The sequence below is a fragment of the Klenkia sesuvii genome (assembly GCF_037083825.1).
Classification (GTDB): Bacteria; Actinomycetota; Actinomycetes; order Mycobacteriales; family Geodermatophilaceae; genus Klenkia; species Klenkia sesuvii.
Genome location: NZ_JBAPLU010000010.1, coordinates 1 through 16,786, shown reverse-complemented (window position 1 = coordinate 16,786; position 16,786 = coordinate 1). Strand labels below are relative to the sequence as shown.

General features: G+C 70.6%; 13 protein-coding genes. 11 read left to right on the top strand and 2 right to left on the bottom strand.

Features of this window, described 5'->3' with window-relative positions; genetic code table 11:
- Positions 1-4: 4 nt before the first annotated feature.
- Both TEK04_RS11315 and TEK04_RS11310 read right to left on the bottom strand, forming a co-directional pair.
- Positions 5-799 carry a TIGR03089 family protein gene (locus TEK04_RS11315; RefSeq protein ID WP_336404448.1) on the bottom strand — a complete coding sequence of 265 codons (795 nt, stop codon included), beginning with the start codon at positions 797-799 and terminating at the stop codon, positions 5-7.
- A complete protein-coding gene (locus TEK04_RS11310; RefSeq protein ID WP_336404447.1) occupies positions 799-2,157 on the bottom strand; it encodes an LCP family protein in 1,359 nt (452 codons plus the stop codon). Before TEK04_RS11310 ends, TEK04_RS11315 begins: the two co-directional genes overlap by 1 nt.
- 744 nt (positions 2,158-2,901) lie before the next feature.
- On the opposite strand from TEK04_RS11310, the gene TEK04_RS11305 reads away from it, so the two are divergent.
- The 11 genes from TEK04_RS11305 to TEK04_RS11255 all read left to right on the top strand — a co-directional run.
- Entirely contained in the window at positions 2,902-3,189 is a 288-nt protein-coding gene (locus TEK04_RS11305; RefSeq protein ID WP_336404446.1) for a hypothetical protein, read from the top strand.
- Complete coding sequence (locus TEK04_RS11300; protein WP_336404445.1) at positions 3,186-5,897, top strand: hypothetical protein; 2,712 nt, start codon at positions 3,186-3,188, stop codon at positions 5,895-5,897. Before TEK04_RS11305 ends, TEK04_RS11300 begins: the two co-directional genes overlap by 4 nt.
- A 204-nt stretch (positions 5,898-6,101) precedes the next feature.
- Positions 6,102-8,288 carry a hypothetical protein gene (locus tag TEK04_RS11295; RefSeq protein ID WP_336404444.1) on the top strand — a complete coding sequence of 729 codons (2,187 nt, stop codon included), beginning with the start codon at positions 6,102-6,104 and terminating at the stop codon, positions 8,286-8,288.
- 176 nt (positions 8,289-8,464) lie between these two features.
- Positions 8,465-9,787 (top strand): hypothetical protein, encoded by a 1,323-nt coding sequence (locus TEK04_RS11290; RefSeq protein WP_336404443.1) that lies wholly within the window; start codon positions 8,465-8,467, stop codon positions 9,785-9,787.
- Positions 9,784-10,857, top strand: coding sequence for an FAD-dependent oxidoreductase (locus TEK04_RS11285; RefSeq protein WP_336404442.1), 1,074 nt, complete (start codon positions 9,784-9,786; stop codon positions 10,855-10,857). The genes TEK04_RS11290 and TEK04_RS11285 overlap by 4 nt, the downstream gene beginning before the upstream one ends.
- Positions 10,854-11,936 (top strand): glycosyltransferase family protein, encoded by a 1,083-nt coding sequence (locus tag TEK04_RS11280; RefSeq protein ID WP_336404441.1) that lies wholly within the window; start codon positions 10,854-10,856, stop codon positions 11,934-11,936. The genes TEK04_RS11285 and TEK04_RS11280 overlap by 4 nt, the downstream gene beginning before the upstream one ends.
- A complete protein-coding gene (locus TEK04_RS11275) occupies positions 11,933-12,709 on the top strand; it encodes an NAD-dependent epimerase/dehydratase family protein (RefSeq protein WP_336404440.1) in 777 nt (258 codons plus the stop codon). The genes TEK04_RS11280 and TEK04_RS11275 overlap by 4 nt, the downstream gene beginning before the upstream one ends.
- Positions 12,706-13,521 (top strand): sugar phosphate isomerase/epimerase family protein, encoded by an 816-nt coding sequence (locus tag TEK04_RS11270; RefSeq protein WP_336404439.1) that lies wholly within the window; start codon positions 12,706-12,708, stop codon positions 13,519-13,521. The genes TEK04_RS11275 and TEK04_RS11270 overlap by 4 nt, the downstream gene beginning before the upstream one ends.
- Entirely contained in the window at positions 13,518-14,336 is an 819-nt protein-coding gene (locus tag TEK04_RS11265) for a glycosyltransferase family 2 protein (RefSeq protein WP_336404438.1), read from the top strand. Before TEK04_RS11270 ends, TEK04_RS11265 begins: the two co-directional genes overlap by 4 nt.
- Positions 14,333-14,746 (top strand): GtrA family protein, encoded by a 414-nt coding sequence (locus TEK04_RS11260; RefSeq protein WP_336404437.1) that lies wholly within the window; start codon positions 14,333-14,335, stop codon positions 14,744-14,746. Before TEK04_RS11265 ends, TEK04_RS11260 begins: the two co-directional genes overlap by 4 nt.
- Positions 14,747-15,119: 373 nt before the next feature.
- Positions 15,120-16,786: N-acetylmuramoyl-L-alanine amidase (locus tag TEK04_RS11255; protein WP_336404436.1), on the top strand; the 1,667-nt coding region annotated here is incomplete at its 3' end.

The window sequence follows — 16,786 nt, the reverse complement described above, 5'->3', positions numbered from 1 at the left end:
CGGGTCAGCTCGCGGCGGGGCGGCCCAGCTCGCGGATCCCGTCGAGCTCGAGGCCGAGCGTAGCGGTGACGCCCTCGACCTCGGCCCGGTGCTTCAACTGGCCGGAAGCGGGGTGCCGGCACAGCACCAGCGACGCGCCCGCCGCCAGCGGGGCCAGCAGCCACACCACCGGGCCGGCCTCCGTGGCGGCCTGCTCGTCGACCAGCACCCGGTCGCCGGCGAGCAGGCCGAGGCGTCCGGCCAGTTCGCGACCGGCCTCCACCAGCCCGCCGAGGGTGAGCTCGAGCCCGGCCAGCTGCAGGCCCGGGTCGCCGGCGTCGACGGGCTGGTGGGGCGTGAAGTGGTCGCCGTGGGCGCGGACCTCGAGCGCGAAGTCGCGCGCTTCCCCGCTGTACCCGGTCATGCCCATGCCCAGTGGGTGCAGCGACAGGCCGAGCAGCTCGGCGACGTCCTGCTCCTCGATGCCGGCCAACCGGGCCTGGTCGGCGAGCACGAGGTCGACGACGGCCAGGCCGCCGTCGTCCTCGGCGGCGGTGTCGACGACGGTCGCACCGCACGCCCACACGGCCAGCAGGACGGCGGCGGTCTGCCAGTGCACGGGCAGCGCCACGACCACCCGGCTCCCGGGGCCGACGTCGAACTCGTCCTGCAGCAGGTTGGCGGTCTTGGCCACCCAGTTGGCCGTCGTCGCCCCGGACAGCTCGACCCGCTCCCCGGTGGCGTCGTCGTAGTGGGTGAGCAGGGGCGCAGCCGGGTCGCGGCGGAGGACCCCGGTGAGCAGGTCGGCAGGGGTCGTCATCAGTTGATGCAGCTCGTGTCGGCAGCGGTGCGGGCATCCTTGCCGGTCACGGCGGGGGACGACGCAGGGGCGGTGACGGCCTGTCCGACCCCCTGGAAGTCCGAGCCGAGGACGAGCTGGACCGTGCCGGGCACGGCGTCGTCGCTCTGTGCGGTGCTGGCGCCGGGGATGGCCGCAGCGAGCGTGCTCGCCAGGACGGCGTCCCCCGCGGCGTAGCGGATCTCGGTGAGCGTGTAGGAGCTGCTGTCGGCGTTGCCGGTGCTGCCGACGGTGAACCCCGCCGCGCCGAGCTGCTCGGCTGCGCTCGCGGCCACGCCGGGGGTCCCGGAACCGTTGTAGACGTCGACCGTGACGTCGCCCGGGGCCACCGTCTCCGGCGCCTCGGCGGTGACCGGGGCGGGCGCAGCGGGTTCGGCGGACAGGTCGGCGAAGAAGGCGTGCAGGGTGTCCTCGTCCTGGAGCTGCAGGATGTAGCGGCCCTGCGGGTCCTCGGCGTCGCCGACGTACGGGATGGTCTGGAAGTCGATGGCGCCGGCGGTGATCGACTGCATCTGCGCGGCCAGGTCGAACAGGTTCAGCCCCTGGTCCACGGTCAGCGCCCCGCCCGCTGCGTCGGCCAGCTCGCGCTGCTTGCCCAGGTCGAGGAGCACGTTCTCGCTGAGGATGTTGCGCAGGACCCCGGCGATGTAGACCTGCTGGCGGATGATGCGGTCGAAGTCGCCGCGGGGGAGACCGTGCCGCTGGCGGACGAACTTCAGCGCGTCGGCGCCGCTGATGGTCTGCACCCCGGCCGGGAACACCGCGCCGGAGTAGTAGGAGTCGTCGACGGCCTGGCAGAGGTTGACCTCGACCCCGCCCACGATGTTGGCGAGCTGGAAGAAGCCCAGCAGGTCCACCTCGGCGTAGTGGTCGATCTGCAGTCCGGTGAGCTGGCTGATGGTCTGCACCAGCAGTTGCGCGCCGGCGCTCTGCCGCTGCGCGTCGGTGGCGTCCGCGGGGGCGTCCCGCTCGCCGTAGGCATAGGCGGAGTTGAGCTTGTCCTGACCGTGACCGGGGATGTCGACCCAGCTGTCACGGGGGAAGGAGACGAAGGACGCCTTCGACCCGCCGGCCGGGATGTGCACCAGGATCATCGTGTCGGTGTTGGTGCCGGAGTCCTCGCCGGCGTTCAGCTCGGCGAGCTGCTCCTCGCTGAGGCTGACCCGGCTGTCGTTCCCCACCAGCAGCAGGTTCATCGCCTCACCGGTACCGGCCAGGTCGGCGTTGCCGTCGGTGGGTATCGCGTCGGTGCGGTTCACCGCCGCCTCGGCGACCTTGCCGAGGTACCAGCCCCACCCGCTGGTGCCCACGAGGACCACGGACAGGACGCCTGCGACGAGCCTGGCGAGCAGTACTGGGCGCCGCGTCCTGTGTCCGTGGGGCGCCGTGCGAGTTGCGGGCGGCGCCCCGACGGACCGGCGGGCATGCTTGCCGCGCCCCGCACGGGGGTCCAACCTCGCGGGCAGCTGCCGCGGCACGGGGTCGTGCGGGTTCTCGTCCATGATCGTCTTCCTCGCGTCCAGCGGGCAGGGACGTCCGGGTGGTGAGCCGGCAACCTCGCTCTGCGGAGGCGAACCGCGATACTACGGCGCCGCAGCTCGCCGAGCCGGGCCGCCGGTGGGGCAACTCGTACCGTCCGATCAGCGTGTCGGTGACGTAATGGCCCGGCTCCGAACACGTACAGTTCCCGAGCCCTCGCGCTGCGTTGCCCTTCGGCGTCGTCGTCGCGGGTGCAGCGCGTACGAGCTGGCGCCACGGTCCACGGAGGGACGCTGATGTTGACGTCGACTACCCGACGGGGGCGGCGGAGGACCGCCGCACTCGTCGTCGGAGGCGCGCTGGTGCTGGTCGGTGGTGGGGCCGTGGTCGGCTACCTCGTCGGCGGCCCCGACGTCTCCACCTCCTTCAGCGACGACGGGGGCGGAGTGGCGGCGACGTCCTCCGCGCCGGAGGGTGCGTCGCCCCAGGGAGCGGGTGCGGGACCGACCGCAACCCCCTCGGCGCCACCCCCGTCGAGCGCTGATGCATCAGGGGACCCGGACGTGGACCCGGTCGACCGGTCGGTGTCCTACACCTACGCCTCGTACGACGCGGCGGGTGCTCGGGTCGAGGTCGGTGCGTTCATCCAGGAAGTGGTCGAGACAGGAGGGACCTGCACCTTGGTGCTGAATCGAGGAGAGGCGTCCGCCCAAGCGCGTTCCACCGCTGTTCCCGATGCGAGCTCGACCGCGTGCGGAGCGTTGAGCATCCCGGCGTCGGACCTCGCGCCGGGTGCCTGGGACGGGTTCGTCACCTACGAGTCCCGCACGTCGAACGGCCGTTCCGACGACTTCGTCGTGGTCGTCCCGTGACCGGGCAGCGGGCTCAGCGCTGGACCAGCTGGGTGTTGGGGTTGGTGCTCGTGGCCGGCCTCGCCTTCGGCGGTTTCTCCGCCGGGCGCTGGACCGAGTCAGCTGACCTGAGCAGGTTCAACCCGGGCAACATCATCTCCGACGGCGTGTTCTACGACACGTCGACCATGGATGTGTCCGACATCCAGGCTTTCCTGGCCGGGCGCGGGTCGGCGTGTGCGGCGTCCAACCCCCTGTGCATGGACAACTACCGCATGGACACCTACACCCGTCCCGCGGACACGCGCTGCCCGTTGCCTTACACGGGCGCGACGCAGGAGACCGCTGCCAGCATCGTCGCCAAGGTGGCACGGGCCTGCGGGGTGAACCCACAGGTCCTGCTCGTGACCTTGCAGAAGGAGCAGGGGCTCGTCACCGCCTCGAACCCGACCACCGGCCAGTACGCGAAGGCCGTCGGCTTCGGCTGCCCCGACACGGCCGCCTGCGACACCACCTACAACGGGTTGTTCAACCAGCTCTACTCAGCTGCTCGGCAGTTCAAGAACTACCAGGCGACGCCGAGCCGCTACGGCTACGTGGCCGGCCGTACCAACTTCGTCCAGTACAACCCGAACTCCGCCTGTGGCGGGCAGTCGGTCTACATCGAGAACCAGGCCACAGCGGGTCTCTACAACTACACGCCGTACACCCCCAACGGTGCTGCACTGGCTGCGGGGTACGGGCGCGGTGACAGCTGCTCGGCCTACGGAAACCGCAACTTCTTCAACTACTTCACCGACTGGTTCGGGTCCACGCAGTCCAGCGGTGGGTCCGCGGTGGCGCAGAAGTACCTCGACTTCGGTGGCGCATCCAGCTACCTGGGTCTGGCGACGGGGGACGTCGACTGCGAGGCGGCCAACGGCGGTTGCCGTCAGCAGTACGTGGGCGGAGCGATCTACTGGTCTCCCGCGTCGGGGGCACGGGTGGTCCGTGGCGGGATCCTGCAGGCGTGGGCGGGGCTGGGCTACGAGTACGGCCTGCTCGGTTACCCCGTCGGGGACGAGGCGGCCATCCCGGGTGGCTACTTCTCCTCCTTCCAAGGTGGCGCGATCTACTGGTCGCCGTCCACCGGTGCCCACTTCGTGCGGGGTGGCATCTACGCCGCGTGGGCCGCTCGGGGCTACGAAGCCGGTGCGCTCGGTTGGCCGACCGGCGACGAGACACCGGTCCCGGGTGGCTACTTCTCCGCATTCCAGAACGGCAGCATCTACTGGTCGCCTGCCACCGGGGCGAACGCCATCGGGGGCGACATCTACACCGCATGGGGGCAGATGGGGTACGAGTCGGGCGCTCTCGGCTTCCCGACCAGTTCCGTGACGCCTCTGGGCACCGGGGCGTTCAGCATGTTCCAGGGCGGCGCGATCTACTGGTCCCCGACCGGCGGTGCCCACGCACTCCGTGGCAGCACGTACTCGGCATGGGCTCGGCAAGGTTACGAGACCGGAGCGCTCGGCTGGCCCACGTCGGGCCAGCAGGCCGTCGGCGGCGGGACGAGGCAGGACTTCACCGGGGGTTCCATCTGGGCCTCCGGTGCCGGTGGCGCGCATTCGGTCCGGGGCGGCACCCTGACCGCCTGGCAAGCCGCTGGCGGAACCTCAGGTGTGCTGGGCTTCCCTGTCTCGGACGTGGGCGCCCTCGCCAACGGTTCCTTCCAGATGTTCTCCGGTGGGGCCGTCTACACCTCGGCGTCGACGGGCTCGCGCATTCTCCGGGGCGACATCTACGGTGCCTGGGCTCGGCAGGGCTACGAGGGGGGGCCGCTGGGCTACCCGAGCAGTGACGTGCAGGACCTCCCCGGTGGACAGCGCTCGGACTTCTCCGGCGGGAGCATCCTCTGGTCCGCCGCGACGGGTGCGCACCGGATGGGGTCGGTGATGACGGCCGCCTACGACGCCCGCGGTGGCAGTGCTGGCCTGGGCTTCCCGGCCACCGACGAGTTCACGACGGCGACCGGCGGTCGGGTTGTGCACTTGACGAACGGGAACCTGTACTGGTCCGCCGCCACGGGGGCGGTGAACGTGCCTGCCCGTGCGTTCGCGGTCTACGCGTCTCTGGGGTACGAGAACGGGACCCTGGGCTACCCGACTGCTGACGCGGTCGACCTGCCGCAGGGGCTCGGCCAGGTCGTGGCCTTCCAGGGGGGCTCGGTCGTGGTCCCGGCCAGCGGCCCCGCGTACGCGGTGCCCAAGGCGGTGGACGCAGCGTGGCAGCGCTCGGGCGGCGCCTCGGGTCCGTTCGGCCTTCCCGTGGCGAACTCGTTCGCCACGACGGCCGGTGGTGGAGGAGTCGTCCAGTACTTCCAGGGCGGCACGATCTACGCGGGGGCTGCAACCGGTGGCCACGGCGTGCGGGGCGAGACGCTCAGCGCGTGGGGACGGACCGGCTACGAGTACGGGCCGCTCGGGATGCCCACGGGTGACGAGGTCGTGCTCCCCGGTGGCACCTACGCACCGTTCCAGGGAGGCGCGGTGTATTGGAGTCCCGGGGGCGGGGCGCATGCCATCCGCGGAACCATCTACAGTGCATGGGCGTCGAACGGCTACGAGACGGGCCGTCTGGGCTACCCGACGTCGGACCAGTACTCGGTGCCCGGCGGGGTTCGCATGGACTTCGAAGGTGGCACCATCACCCAGGCATCCGACGGTCGGACGACGGTGACCGTGCGATGAGCAGGGCTGGAGGGCTCGGTCACTGAGGCGCAGGGCCGTCAGATCGGTGGCCTTCCGGAGCGGGTGACCCGCTGCGGTCAGGAACGGGGATGTGCGCACATGAGGTCCGAGCCCGACCTGGACACGTCCACCGGGGGCAGTGGGACGCAAGCACGGATCGGGCGTCGCTCCCGGTGGTCCACGTGGACGCGCCGCATCGGGGTCGTGCTGCTGCTGCTCGTCGTCCCGTTCGCGGTCGGCCGGCAGGCGATGCACGGGGTGCCCGTCTACCAGCTCGACGGCGCCTTCCAGACCGCCAGTGGGCTCTTCCGGCTGGTCGACGGTGAACTCCCGGGGCGGGACTTCTTCCCCTACCTGGGCATCGGGCCGGTGTTCCTGCTCTTCCCCCTCTTCCTCGCTGCGGGCGCCGACCTCACCGCCTCGGTCTTCTCGTCCTACGCAGTGACCCAGCTGGTTTTCCAGACAGTGGTCGGTGTGCTGGCGATGCTCTTCTTCCCCCGGCGGCCAGGTCGGGCCTTCGTGGTGGGTGCTGGCATCCCCGCCGTCGTGTCGGCACTGGCCCTGTTCCGCCCGGAGGTCTACGCCTGGCTCGACGGGCTGGTCGGCATCGCGGCCATCCCGGGCAACAGCCTGCGGCCCATCCGGGCAGCGGCCCCGTACTTGCTGGCCCTGGTGGCCTTCCTGCTGCTGCGGGGTGGGTGGACCATCCGCAGGGCAGCTCTGCTGGGCGGGGCCGCGGGTGTGGTCATGGCGGTGTGGTCCAACGACTACGGCCTGGCGTCGGGTGGGTTGATCCTCGTCCTCACCTCCATCCTGGTCCTGGTCCGCGGGTGGACGCCTCGGTGGCGAGGGTTGGTCGCGCTGTGGGCCGGGGCGGCGGCTGGCTTCGCCGGCGCGGGGTTCCTGGCCACCGCAGGGGGCTTCGTCCCGCTGCTCCGGTACAACCTGGTCGACGTCCGGGGTGATCAGTTCTGGTACTTCGGGCCGTGGGCGCCGGCCGACCGCATCTACTCCATCGGTGACCTCGTCCGCTCGCTGGCGAACGAGGGCGCGCTGCCGGCCCTGCTGGTCCTGGTGGTCGTGCTCGTGCTCGCCGTGCTGCGGCCCACGGTGGAACGGGTGCTGGTCCTGTTCCTCGGCGGGGCTGTGCTGGCCGGCGGCGTGGCCGCGACCATCGGGGGCCACACGGGGGGTTACTACTGGGCCTTCGTGCTGTGGGGCTGGCTCGTCGGCGCTCTCCTCGTGGCGAGGCTGGTCATCTGGGGTGTCCGCAGGCTTGCTGGGCAGGTGGCCCTCCCGCGCGCAGCGTCGCGGGCGGTGGCGGCCGTGGCGGTCGCCACCCTCGCGGCGTCCGGTGCAGCGGCGGTGTACGAGGCGCGTGCCACCGGCGGCGACCTGGCCCGGGCGGGTGGGGTGTACGTGCCGGAGCTGGGTGGACTCCTGCCGCCCGACTTCCTCGACCAGGTCGAGGCGGTCGACGGGGTCGACGTCGTGGAGGAGTACTCCGGCCTGGCCGGGGCGCTGAACGGGCCGACCGAGGCCCTGAACGTCGACTCGGTCATCGCCGCCCTGGGCGGAGAACGCGATGCCTTCGCAGACTTCATGCAGCAACCGCACGACCTGGTCGTGACCACGGCTCCCTCCATCAGCTGGACGTCCTGGGGGATGGGTGCGAACTGGTGGTTCTACCGCGAGTTGTTCCGCGCCTACGAGCCCACGTTGTCCTCGCCGCTGACCGTCAACTGGACTCCTGCTGCTCCCCGGGAATGGCTCCCGGTGCCGTGCGACGTCGTCGGGGGGCACGTCGAGCTCACCACGCCCGACACCGGGATGTACGAGGTGGACCTCACCTACGACGGGCCCGGGCGGGGATCACGTTCGTTCAGCATGATCGAGAACAACCTGACGGCGGTGGCCTCGGCTGAGGGTTTCCTGGCCCTTGATCCGGGTGCTGACGAACAGTCCTTCCCGGTCATCATCCGGGACACCGGTGAGGGCAGCAGGACGCTGTCCGTCCGTGACGTCAGCGGCGGTGACGGGGAGGTCACCCGGCTCGTCTCGTGCACGGCGTCCCTCGTGAGGTTCCCCGCCGGGGCAGCGACGCAGGAGATCTACAGCTCCTACTTCCGCGCACCCATCGACTTCACCGACGCGAACTGGGACCGGGGCATCAGTCGCGGTGAGGCTGGGTTCTTCATCTACTACACCGAGATGAACTGGAGCGACCTGCAGTCCGCGACAGCAGTGCGGTTCGCGGACGGAGAGGTGAGGAGGATCGTCGACCTCCAGCGCACCGGTACGTACGGGGACCTGATCAACGTCTGGCTGTCGGGTCCGCCGCTGGACCCGGACGCCATAGGAGCCCCCAACGAGATCACGTACCTGCCCTGAGGGTTGCCCGGCTGTGCGTACGTGCCAGGTGGGACCTGCGAGCAGTCTGAGGTGGTCCGGTGGCCCGGGACACGTCCCGACCCGTCCGTAGGGGCGCTTCGGCAACCGTCTCGCACGTAGTCTCGATCGCGGCCCGGTTCCGATCGCCGGCGCCCCAGCAACAAGGAGGCCATCCCATGTCCCGGCGCGTGCGCGAGCGGTTGACGTGGCTGGCGTTGACCGTCTTCTTCGGTCTGCAGATCCGGCACGACTTCCTCGGCATCATGGACCCGACGTTCAAGATGGGGTTCCAGGAGGACTCCGACTCGCTGGTGCGGGACCTGATGCTCGACCCGGGGCCGGGGGTCTTCCCGTTGCTGGGAGGGGTGGGCCGCGAGTACCCCAGCCAGTTCGGGCTCCAGGGCGTCGTCATGAACTGGGCCAGTCCGGGTGACTTGTTCTACGAGCAGCTCAGGCTCGTCACCTGCTTCCTGACGGCAGCGGTGTTCGCCACGGCGGTCGTCGCCGCGGGGCGGGTGTGGGGTCGCCGAGCTGCCGTCGTCCTGGCTGCGCTCCTCACCCTCTCGTTCTGGACCAACGTCTTCGGTGCCAGCACCTACTGGCAGCTGTGGACGTTCTTCCTGCCGACCCTGGTGCCGCTGTTGGTGTGGCCGAGGTTGGGTTCGGGGCGTGGGAAGTGGGTCAAGGGCGGGGTGCTGATCGCCGCCCTGGTCTTCCTCCGCTGCCTGAACGGCTACGAGTTCATCTCCACGGTTCTGCTGGGAGCAGCGGCAGCGGTGGCGTTCCACGAGTTCAGGGGCCGCGTGGACCGCCGATTCCTCGCCGGACTCGTCGGGACCATGGCGGCGGGTGTGGTCGGGTTCGGCCTCGCCGTCGGCGTCCACGTCCTCCAGCTGCTGGCCAGGTTCGGCGACGCGTCCATCATCGAGCAGCGGCTCGAGGAGCGGACGTTCGATCCGTCGGACGTCGCCAGGATCCTCGAGTCGGCGCGGGCGCAGGGCGACCCGGTGTGGGGCTGGCTCCTCGACGGGGACGGCGTCGTCGGGCTGTGGTCGTTCAGGATGGTCCACTACCTGCTCAACCCCGCGGTCTCCCTCCCGGCGTACCGCGAAGCGGGCTTCGGGTTCTCCTCCTTCGGTCTCCCCGTCTACCTGTTCGTCCTCGTGTTCGTCGCTCTGGCGATCCAGGCATGGCGGGGCCGGCAGGTCGATGCGCCCCTCCAGCGCCGGCTCGCCGTCGCGGCCGGACTGGGTCTGCTGGGTGCCTTCTCCTGGATGCTGCTGGCGGTGGGGCACATGCTCGACCACCCGCACCTGGACACCATCGTCTTCTACCTGCCGTTCCTCCCCTTCGTGTTCGCGATGATCAGCGTGCGGCTGGCGACGATCAGCTACCGCGCATGGCCGTCCCACCGTGGTGGGCAGGAGCACGCCGGGGGCGCCGTGCTCCGGGAGGCATCGGGTACCCGTCGCCCGGTCGATGCGGGGACCGCATCGTGACGAAGAGGCGCATCGCCGTCGTCGGTGGCGGCTTCTACGGCACGTCCCTGGCCGGTCACCTGTCACGGCAGGGTGCGGCCGTGACGGTGCTGGAGGCGAGGGACCAGCTGCTCGGGGGCGCGAGCTACTTCAACCAGGCGCGCGTGCACGGGGGATACCACTATCCGCGATCACTGCGCACGGCCGGGCGCAGCCAAGCGTCCTACCTGTCGTTCATGGACCGGTACCGCTCCTGCGTCCGTGACGACTTCCAGTGCATCTACGCGATCGCCCGCGGCGGGCTGGTCAATGCTCGCAAGTTCCGTCGTATGTGCGACTACATCGGTGCTCCTCTCGCCGACGCCCCCCCGTCGATCACGCGGTTGTTCAACCGCACCCTGATCGAGGCGTCGTGGGTGACCCGGGAAGCAGTGTTCGACTCCGTGCTGCTGCGGGAGCAGATGCTCCAGGAGCTGCACGACGAAGACGTGCAGATCCGTACTGCGGCGCCCGTGCGCGCGGTGCGCGAGCTCGACGGGCACGCCGAGGTGGAGCTCGAGAGCGGTGAGACGGTCCTCGTCGACGGGGTGGTCATCTGCACCTACGGCGAGGCCGTCGAGCAGTTGCCGGAGGGAGTGGGGTACTCGGGCCTGCAGTGCGAGCCGTGCGAGATGGCCCTGGTCGACCTCCCCGAGCGCCTCCGGTCCGTCGGTGTCACCGTGATGGACGGCCCGTACTTCTCGTTGATGCCGTTCCCCTCCACGCCGTACCACACCCTCAGCCACGTCAGGTACACGCCGCACGGTTCGTTCCCGACCTTCGGGCAGGCTCTGCAGGCCTTGCGCGGGGGTCTCACCTCCCGGGCCGATTGGATGATCCGGGACTCCCAGCGGTACCTTCCGGAGCTGGGTCAAGCTGTCCACCGGGAGTCCCTGTGGGGGATCAAGACCGTCCCGGCGCGCAGGGACCGGGACGACGCGCGACCCATCGTCCTCCGTCAGTCGGACGGGGGGCGCGTCCTGTCGTTCCTGGGAAGCAAGATCGACAACATCGGAGACGCCTTGCGAGTGGCAGAGGAGCATTTCTCATGACGCTGTTCGAGCAGTCCGCCGAGCCCGGGCCCGAACCCGACGGCAACGGTGGTGCACGTTCCGACGTCGTCGTGCGCGTCCCCGCTCCTGCCGCCCAGTCGACGGTGTTCCTCAGCGTGGTGGTCCTCGGCGACCCGGCCGACCCGAAGATCGAGCAGCGACTCGAGGAGCTGGAGTCGCACCTGTCGGCATCCCACCCCGTCCACGAGATCGTCCTCGTCCTCCAGGGTGCCCGGGGGCGTCTGGGCTGGGCCCGCGACCTCGCCGAGCGTCAGCCGAACCTGCAAGTCATCGGACTGGTGCAGGGCGTGCGCGACGAGGTCGCGTTCACGGCCGGGTTGGACGGCGCGCTGGGGGACGTCGTGGTGACCGCTCGACTCGGCGTGGAGTCGGTCGAGGACATCACCCGGTGCGCCGGCATGGTGAGCGAGGAGAGCGCGATCGTCGTCGGGGTCGAGTCCCGTTCGACGACGAGCCGGAAACTCGCGCTGCGGGCCACGCGTGTGCTCGCCACCCGGAGCATGGGGGACGACATCGCCTCGGTCACGCTGGGCCTGCGCGCCTACAGCCGGTCGGCACTGGACACGTGGCTCCCGCGCCGTGATCGCGACCGCGTGCTGCGGATGCTGCCTTCGATCTCCGGCTACTCGACGGCAGTGATGCCCTACGAGACCGGCGAGCTGTTCAAGCCGCGGCCGGCGAGCAGCCTGCGACAGGTCGTGAGGTCGATCTTCTACGCCAGCGGTCGTCCGCTCCGGGCCGCCGTCGGTCTTGCGTTGCTGGCCAGCGTCGCGAACCTGCTCTACGCCCTCTACGTCGTGGTGGTCGGACTCGTCCGCGGTGCTGTGGAGGGATGGACCTCGTTGAGCCTCCAGATGAGCGCCATGTTCTTCCTGTTGAGCGTCGTCATCGCCATCATGGCCGAGTTCATGTTCCAGTCGAACGAGACGGCGAACGAGCGACCGATCTACCGCGTCGCCTTCGAGACGACGAGCCGGGTGCTGTCTGCACGGGACATGCTGAACGTGGACGCCGAGGCTGACCCCGCCCAGGGACGCACGGGGACGGTGACCCGGTGACGCGGCGAGCGCTGATCGGGTGGAGCGGGTTCGTCGGCGGTGCACTGCTCCCGCGCATCCGACCGGCGGTGCGCCTGCGCAGCACGGACATCCACACGCTGCCCGAACACCAGGTCGACGAGGTCGTCTGTGCCGGAGCGCCGGCTGAGAAGTGGCGTGCGAATGCCGAACCCGAGGCCGACTGGGAACGGCTCGGGCCGCTGATGGCGGCGCTGGACAAGAGTAGGGCGTCCTCCTGCATCCTGGTCTCGACCGTGGACGTCTTCGCCGACTCCCGCGGTCTCGACGAGACGGCAGTCCCGGACGTCGAGCAGGAGCAGGCGTACGGCCGCCACCGGGCGCTCCTGGAGCAGTTCGTGACCGACCGCTTCGAGGACGCCCTGATCGTCCGGCTGCCGGGGATGTACGGCCCGGGACTGAAGAAGAACCTGGTCTACGACCTCATCCACCAGCCGGAGGCGCGGTTCGCGAACGAGGACTCCGCATTCCAGTTCTACGACGTCCGCGACCTCTGGGGGCACGTGCTGCTCTCCCGCGACGCGGGACTGAGGGTCGTCAACCTGGCGACGGCTCCGGTGACGGCCAAGCGGGTGGCCGCGGATGCTTTCGGGGTGGACTACCACTGCTCGGACCGACCGGTCGCGCACTACGACCTGCGCACCCAGCACGCAGACGTCCTCGCCGGTCGCAGCGGTCCCTACCTGGAGTCCGAGGACGAGGTGGTCGCGGGCATCGGCGCCTGGGCCGCGGGAGAGATGACGGGGGCATCGTGAAGCTGGCGTTCTCCAACCTGGCCTGGCCGGCAGAACGGGACACGGCAGTCCTGGCCGAGCTGCCACGGAGAGGGTTCGACCACCTCGAGATCGCCCCCACGAGGATCTGGTCCGACCCCCTGGCGGTACCCGAGCAGGAGTTGCGGGCTTTCCGTTCCCAGATGGAGGACCACGGGTTGCACGTGGTGGCCTTGCAGTCGTTGCTGTTCGGGAGGCCTGAGCTGCAGCTGTTCGGGGACGACGACGCCCGGGCCGCCTTGGCCGACCACCTGGTGGGGATGGCGCGGCTGGCCTCGGCGGTCGGCGCACAGCGACTGGTGTTCGGGTCGCCCGGCAACAGGCGTCGGGGGGCCCTCCCGGTCGAGGAGGCCGACGCGGTCGCGGTGCCCTTCTTCGCCGAGCTCGGTCGCCGCGCCGAGGACCTCGGGGTGTGCTTCTGCATCGAGGCGAACCCGACGGCGTACAAGTGCGACTACCTCACCGACGCGGTCGCCTCGACGGCGTTCGTCCGGGCGGTGGACTCCTCCGGGGTGCGCCTGCACCTGGACACGGCGTGCATGGCGCTCGGCGGGGACGACCCCGTCGAGCGTGTCGAGGACGGCGTGGACGTCCTCGCGCACGTCCACCTCAGCGCCCCCCAGCTGGGACCGGTCGGCCCCGGCGGCCCGGTGGACCATGCCTCGTTCGCCGAAGCGCTGCGTGGTTCGGGCTACGACGGGCACGTGTCGGTCGAGATGCTCGTCCCCTCGGGCGACGACCCCGAGGCAACCTTGTGGCGCACTGCCGACTACGTGAAGGAGACCTACGCGTGAGCGAGCACGGCCCGCGGCCGGAACCCCCCGCCGGGTGGGACGTCCCGGCCGGTGACACCCACGAGTTCGCCGAACGCTCCTCGGACCTGTGCGTCCTCATCCCCGTCATCAACGAGGGGGACCGCATCCTCGGCCAGCTCCGGCGGATCAAGGATGCCGGGTTCGGGCTCGATGTGGTGCTCGTCGACGGTGGCAGCACCGACGGGTCCACCGAGCACGACCGGTTGCGGGAGCTCGGGGTCCGCACGCTGCTGGTGAAGCGGGGTCCGGGCAAGCTCAGCGCTCAGTTGAGACTGGGATTCGCGTATGCGCTGACACAGGGGTACGAGGGCGTCATCACCGTCGACGGCAACGGCAAGGACGACGTGTCGGCGATCCCGTCGTTCGCCGAGGCGCTGCGATCCGGGGCCGACTTCATCCAGGGTTCCCGGTACGTCCCTGGTGGCCGGGCCATCAACACGCCGAGGGAACGGCACCTCGCCATCACCTACCTGCATGCTCCGGTCATGTCGATCGGTGCTCGCCGCCGGTACACCGACACCACGAACGGCTTCCGGGGGCACTCCGCAGCGCTGCTGTCCGACGAGCGCGTGGCCCCGATGCGCAAGGTGTTCGACACCTACGAGTTGTTGGCCTACCTGCCCGTCCGGGCGGCGCGGCTCGGGTACCGCTGCCTGGAGCTCCCCGTCACCCGCGAGTACCCGCCGCGTGGGTCAGCCGTCCCGACCAAGATCCATGGCCGACGGGCGCAGTTGGACCTGGTGAAGATCCTCCTCCGCGCAGCGACCGGTCGCTACTCCCCGCCCCGACGATGAGGCCGAGCCGCTCGACGACGGTGGTGTTCGCGAAGTTCGTCGTCATCAACGTGCTCAACACCGGCTTGTACTGGTTGCTGTACTTGCTCTTCCTGCTGTTCATGCCCTACCTCTGGGCCAACACGGTGGCCTTGGTCTTGGCTGTCCTGGCGGCGTACGTGGCGAACGCCCGTTTCGCCTTCGACGTGCCGACGAGCCGTCGGTCGCTCGTCCGGTACCTGATCGCCAACGGGACCACCATCGTCGCCCGTACCGGCGTGGCGTTCGTCCTCGTCGACCTGCTCGGGGTGCGCGAGGGGTTCGTCCCCCCGATCGCCGTGGCCATCACCACCCCGCTGGCCTTCGTCCTCACCCGATGGGCGCTGGGGCCGGCCCGCCCCGCAGCGAACGGAGCCCGATCGGTCGTCTGAGTCGCCGAGGGTCGTTCGACCTGGTGTCCTGCGGCTGGTCGCGCTGGACGACGGGTCCCCTCTGTGCCTGCACGTCGCAGCGCAGGCTGGACAGGCGGCAGGAGGGATGGCCAGACCCGCGGATGACGGTTGGCCATCTGCACGTCCTGGTGTACGCCCCTCGTCCCGGCGCGTCGACGGCCATGAACGGCTCAAGCCCGCGACGTCGATGGTCGATACCTGAGGTGCGGCACCGACCGGTGCCGTGCTGAGCTGCCCCAGGGAGCCATCCGCCGTGCGCCGTCTCATCGCGTGCCTTGCCGCCTGCGTGGCCATGACCGCTTGCTTCCTCGTGTTGCCCGTCTACGCGGCGCCGACGCCGGAGCCGGAGCCCGTGCCCACGTCGACCGAGACCGTCGAGCTCGGCTCGGTGGCGCAGCCGCAGGGTGACGCCGAGGTTCGTCCCGGTACCAGCACGCCGCCCGGCGCGCCGGGCAGCACGCCCGTGCTGACCGTCCGGCAGGTGGATGTGCCCTCCTTCTCCCTGGTCGGTGTCACCTGGGCTGCCTCGGCCGCGGTGACCGACACCGTCGCGCGTGTCCGGGTGCAGCGCGCGGACGGTGGCTGGGGCTCCTGGGCGGAGGTCGGCGTGGAGGACGCGGAGCAGGACGGTGCCGCGCGCCGCGGGGGGACTGCGCCACTGTGGACCGGGCCGAGCACCGGCGTGGAGGTCGAGCTGGTGACGAGGTCCGGCGCCGCCCCTGTGGACGTCCAGCTGGACCTGGTGGACCCTGGCGAGTCCGATGCCGACACCGGCCTGAGCAGCCCTGCGATCCAGGACACCGCGCACGCGGCGACGGACATGCCCGACGTGTTCTCCCGCGCGCAGTGGGGTGCGGACGAGTCGCTGCGGACATGGGCGCCGGAGTACGCATCGACCATCCGTGCGGCGACGGTCCACCACACCGCGGACAGCAACGGCTACTCGGCCGCCGACGTCCCGGCCATGATGCGGTCCATCTACCGGTACCACGCGGTGAGCCGGGGGTGGGGCGACATCGGCTACAACGTGGTCGTGGACCGGTTCGGCCGGCTGTGGGAAGGACGTTCGGGCGGGCTGGCCAGCACGGTCGTCGGTGCGCACGCCGGCGGCTTCAACACGGGGACCTTCGGCGTGTCCATGCTGGGGGACTACGACGCAGCCCCGGCGCCGCAGGTGATGGTGGACGCCGTCGCTGCGATCATCGCCTGGAAGTTCTCGCTGTACGGCGTGGACCCGACGGGGACGGTGACGTTGACGTCCGGTGGGGGTGGTACGTCCCGCTACGCGGCGGGTGCTCGCGTGACCTTGCCCACCATCTTCGGGCACCGGGACGTCGGCAACACCTCGTGCCCCGGACGTTATGGGTACGCCCGGCTGGGGGAGATCCGCGCCGCGGTCGCCGCGAAGTTGACCAGCCGCGAGTACGAGATGCAGGCAGCCGCCGTCCGGGCGGGCGGGGCCGCTGTCCTCGGTGCTCAGCGCGGGGGCCTGGTCACGGACGGGTTGGTGTCCTGGCAGGGGTACGACAACGGACGCGTGTACTGGGCGGCCGGGAGTGGTGCCCATGCGTTGACCGGCTCGTGGCTGCAGAGCTTCGTGGATGCCGGAGGTGCACCGGCCCTGGGCGCTCCGCGAACCGACGTGCGGACCTCGGTCCGTTCCGGGCAGGTGCTCCTGCTCGAACGCGGGGCGATCACCCGCACGGTCACCGCACCCATGCGTGTGCTCACGGGTGAGACGTACGCCCGCTGGATCGCCCTCGGTGCCGAGAACGGCTGGCTCGGGTACCCGACGTCGGGGGAGGCCGTCGTGCCCGGGGGCGGTTTCACCGCCTTCGAGGGGGGCTCGGTCTACCGCTCCGCAGCGACGGGCGCACACGCCGTCCGGGGTGGCATCTACGAGGCGTGGGCACGGCTGGGGTACGAGACCGGGGTGCTGGGTTTCCCGACGGCGGACGAGGTGCCGGTGGCCGGGGGGTTCGTGAGCACCTTCCAGGGTGGGTCGATCTTCTGGTCCCC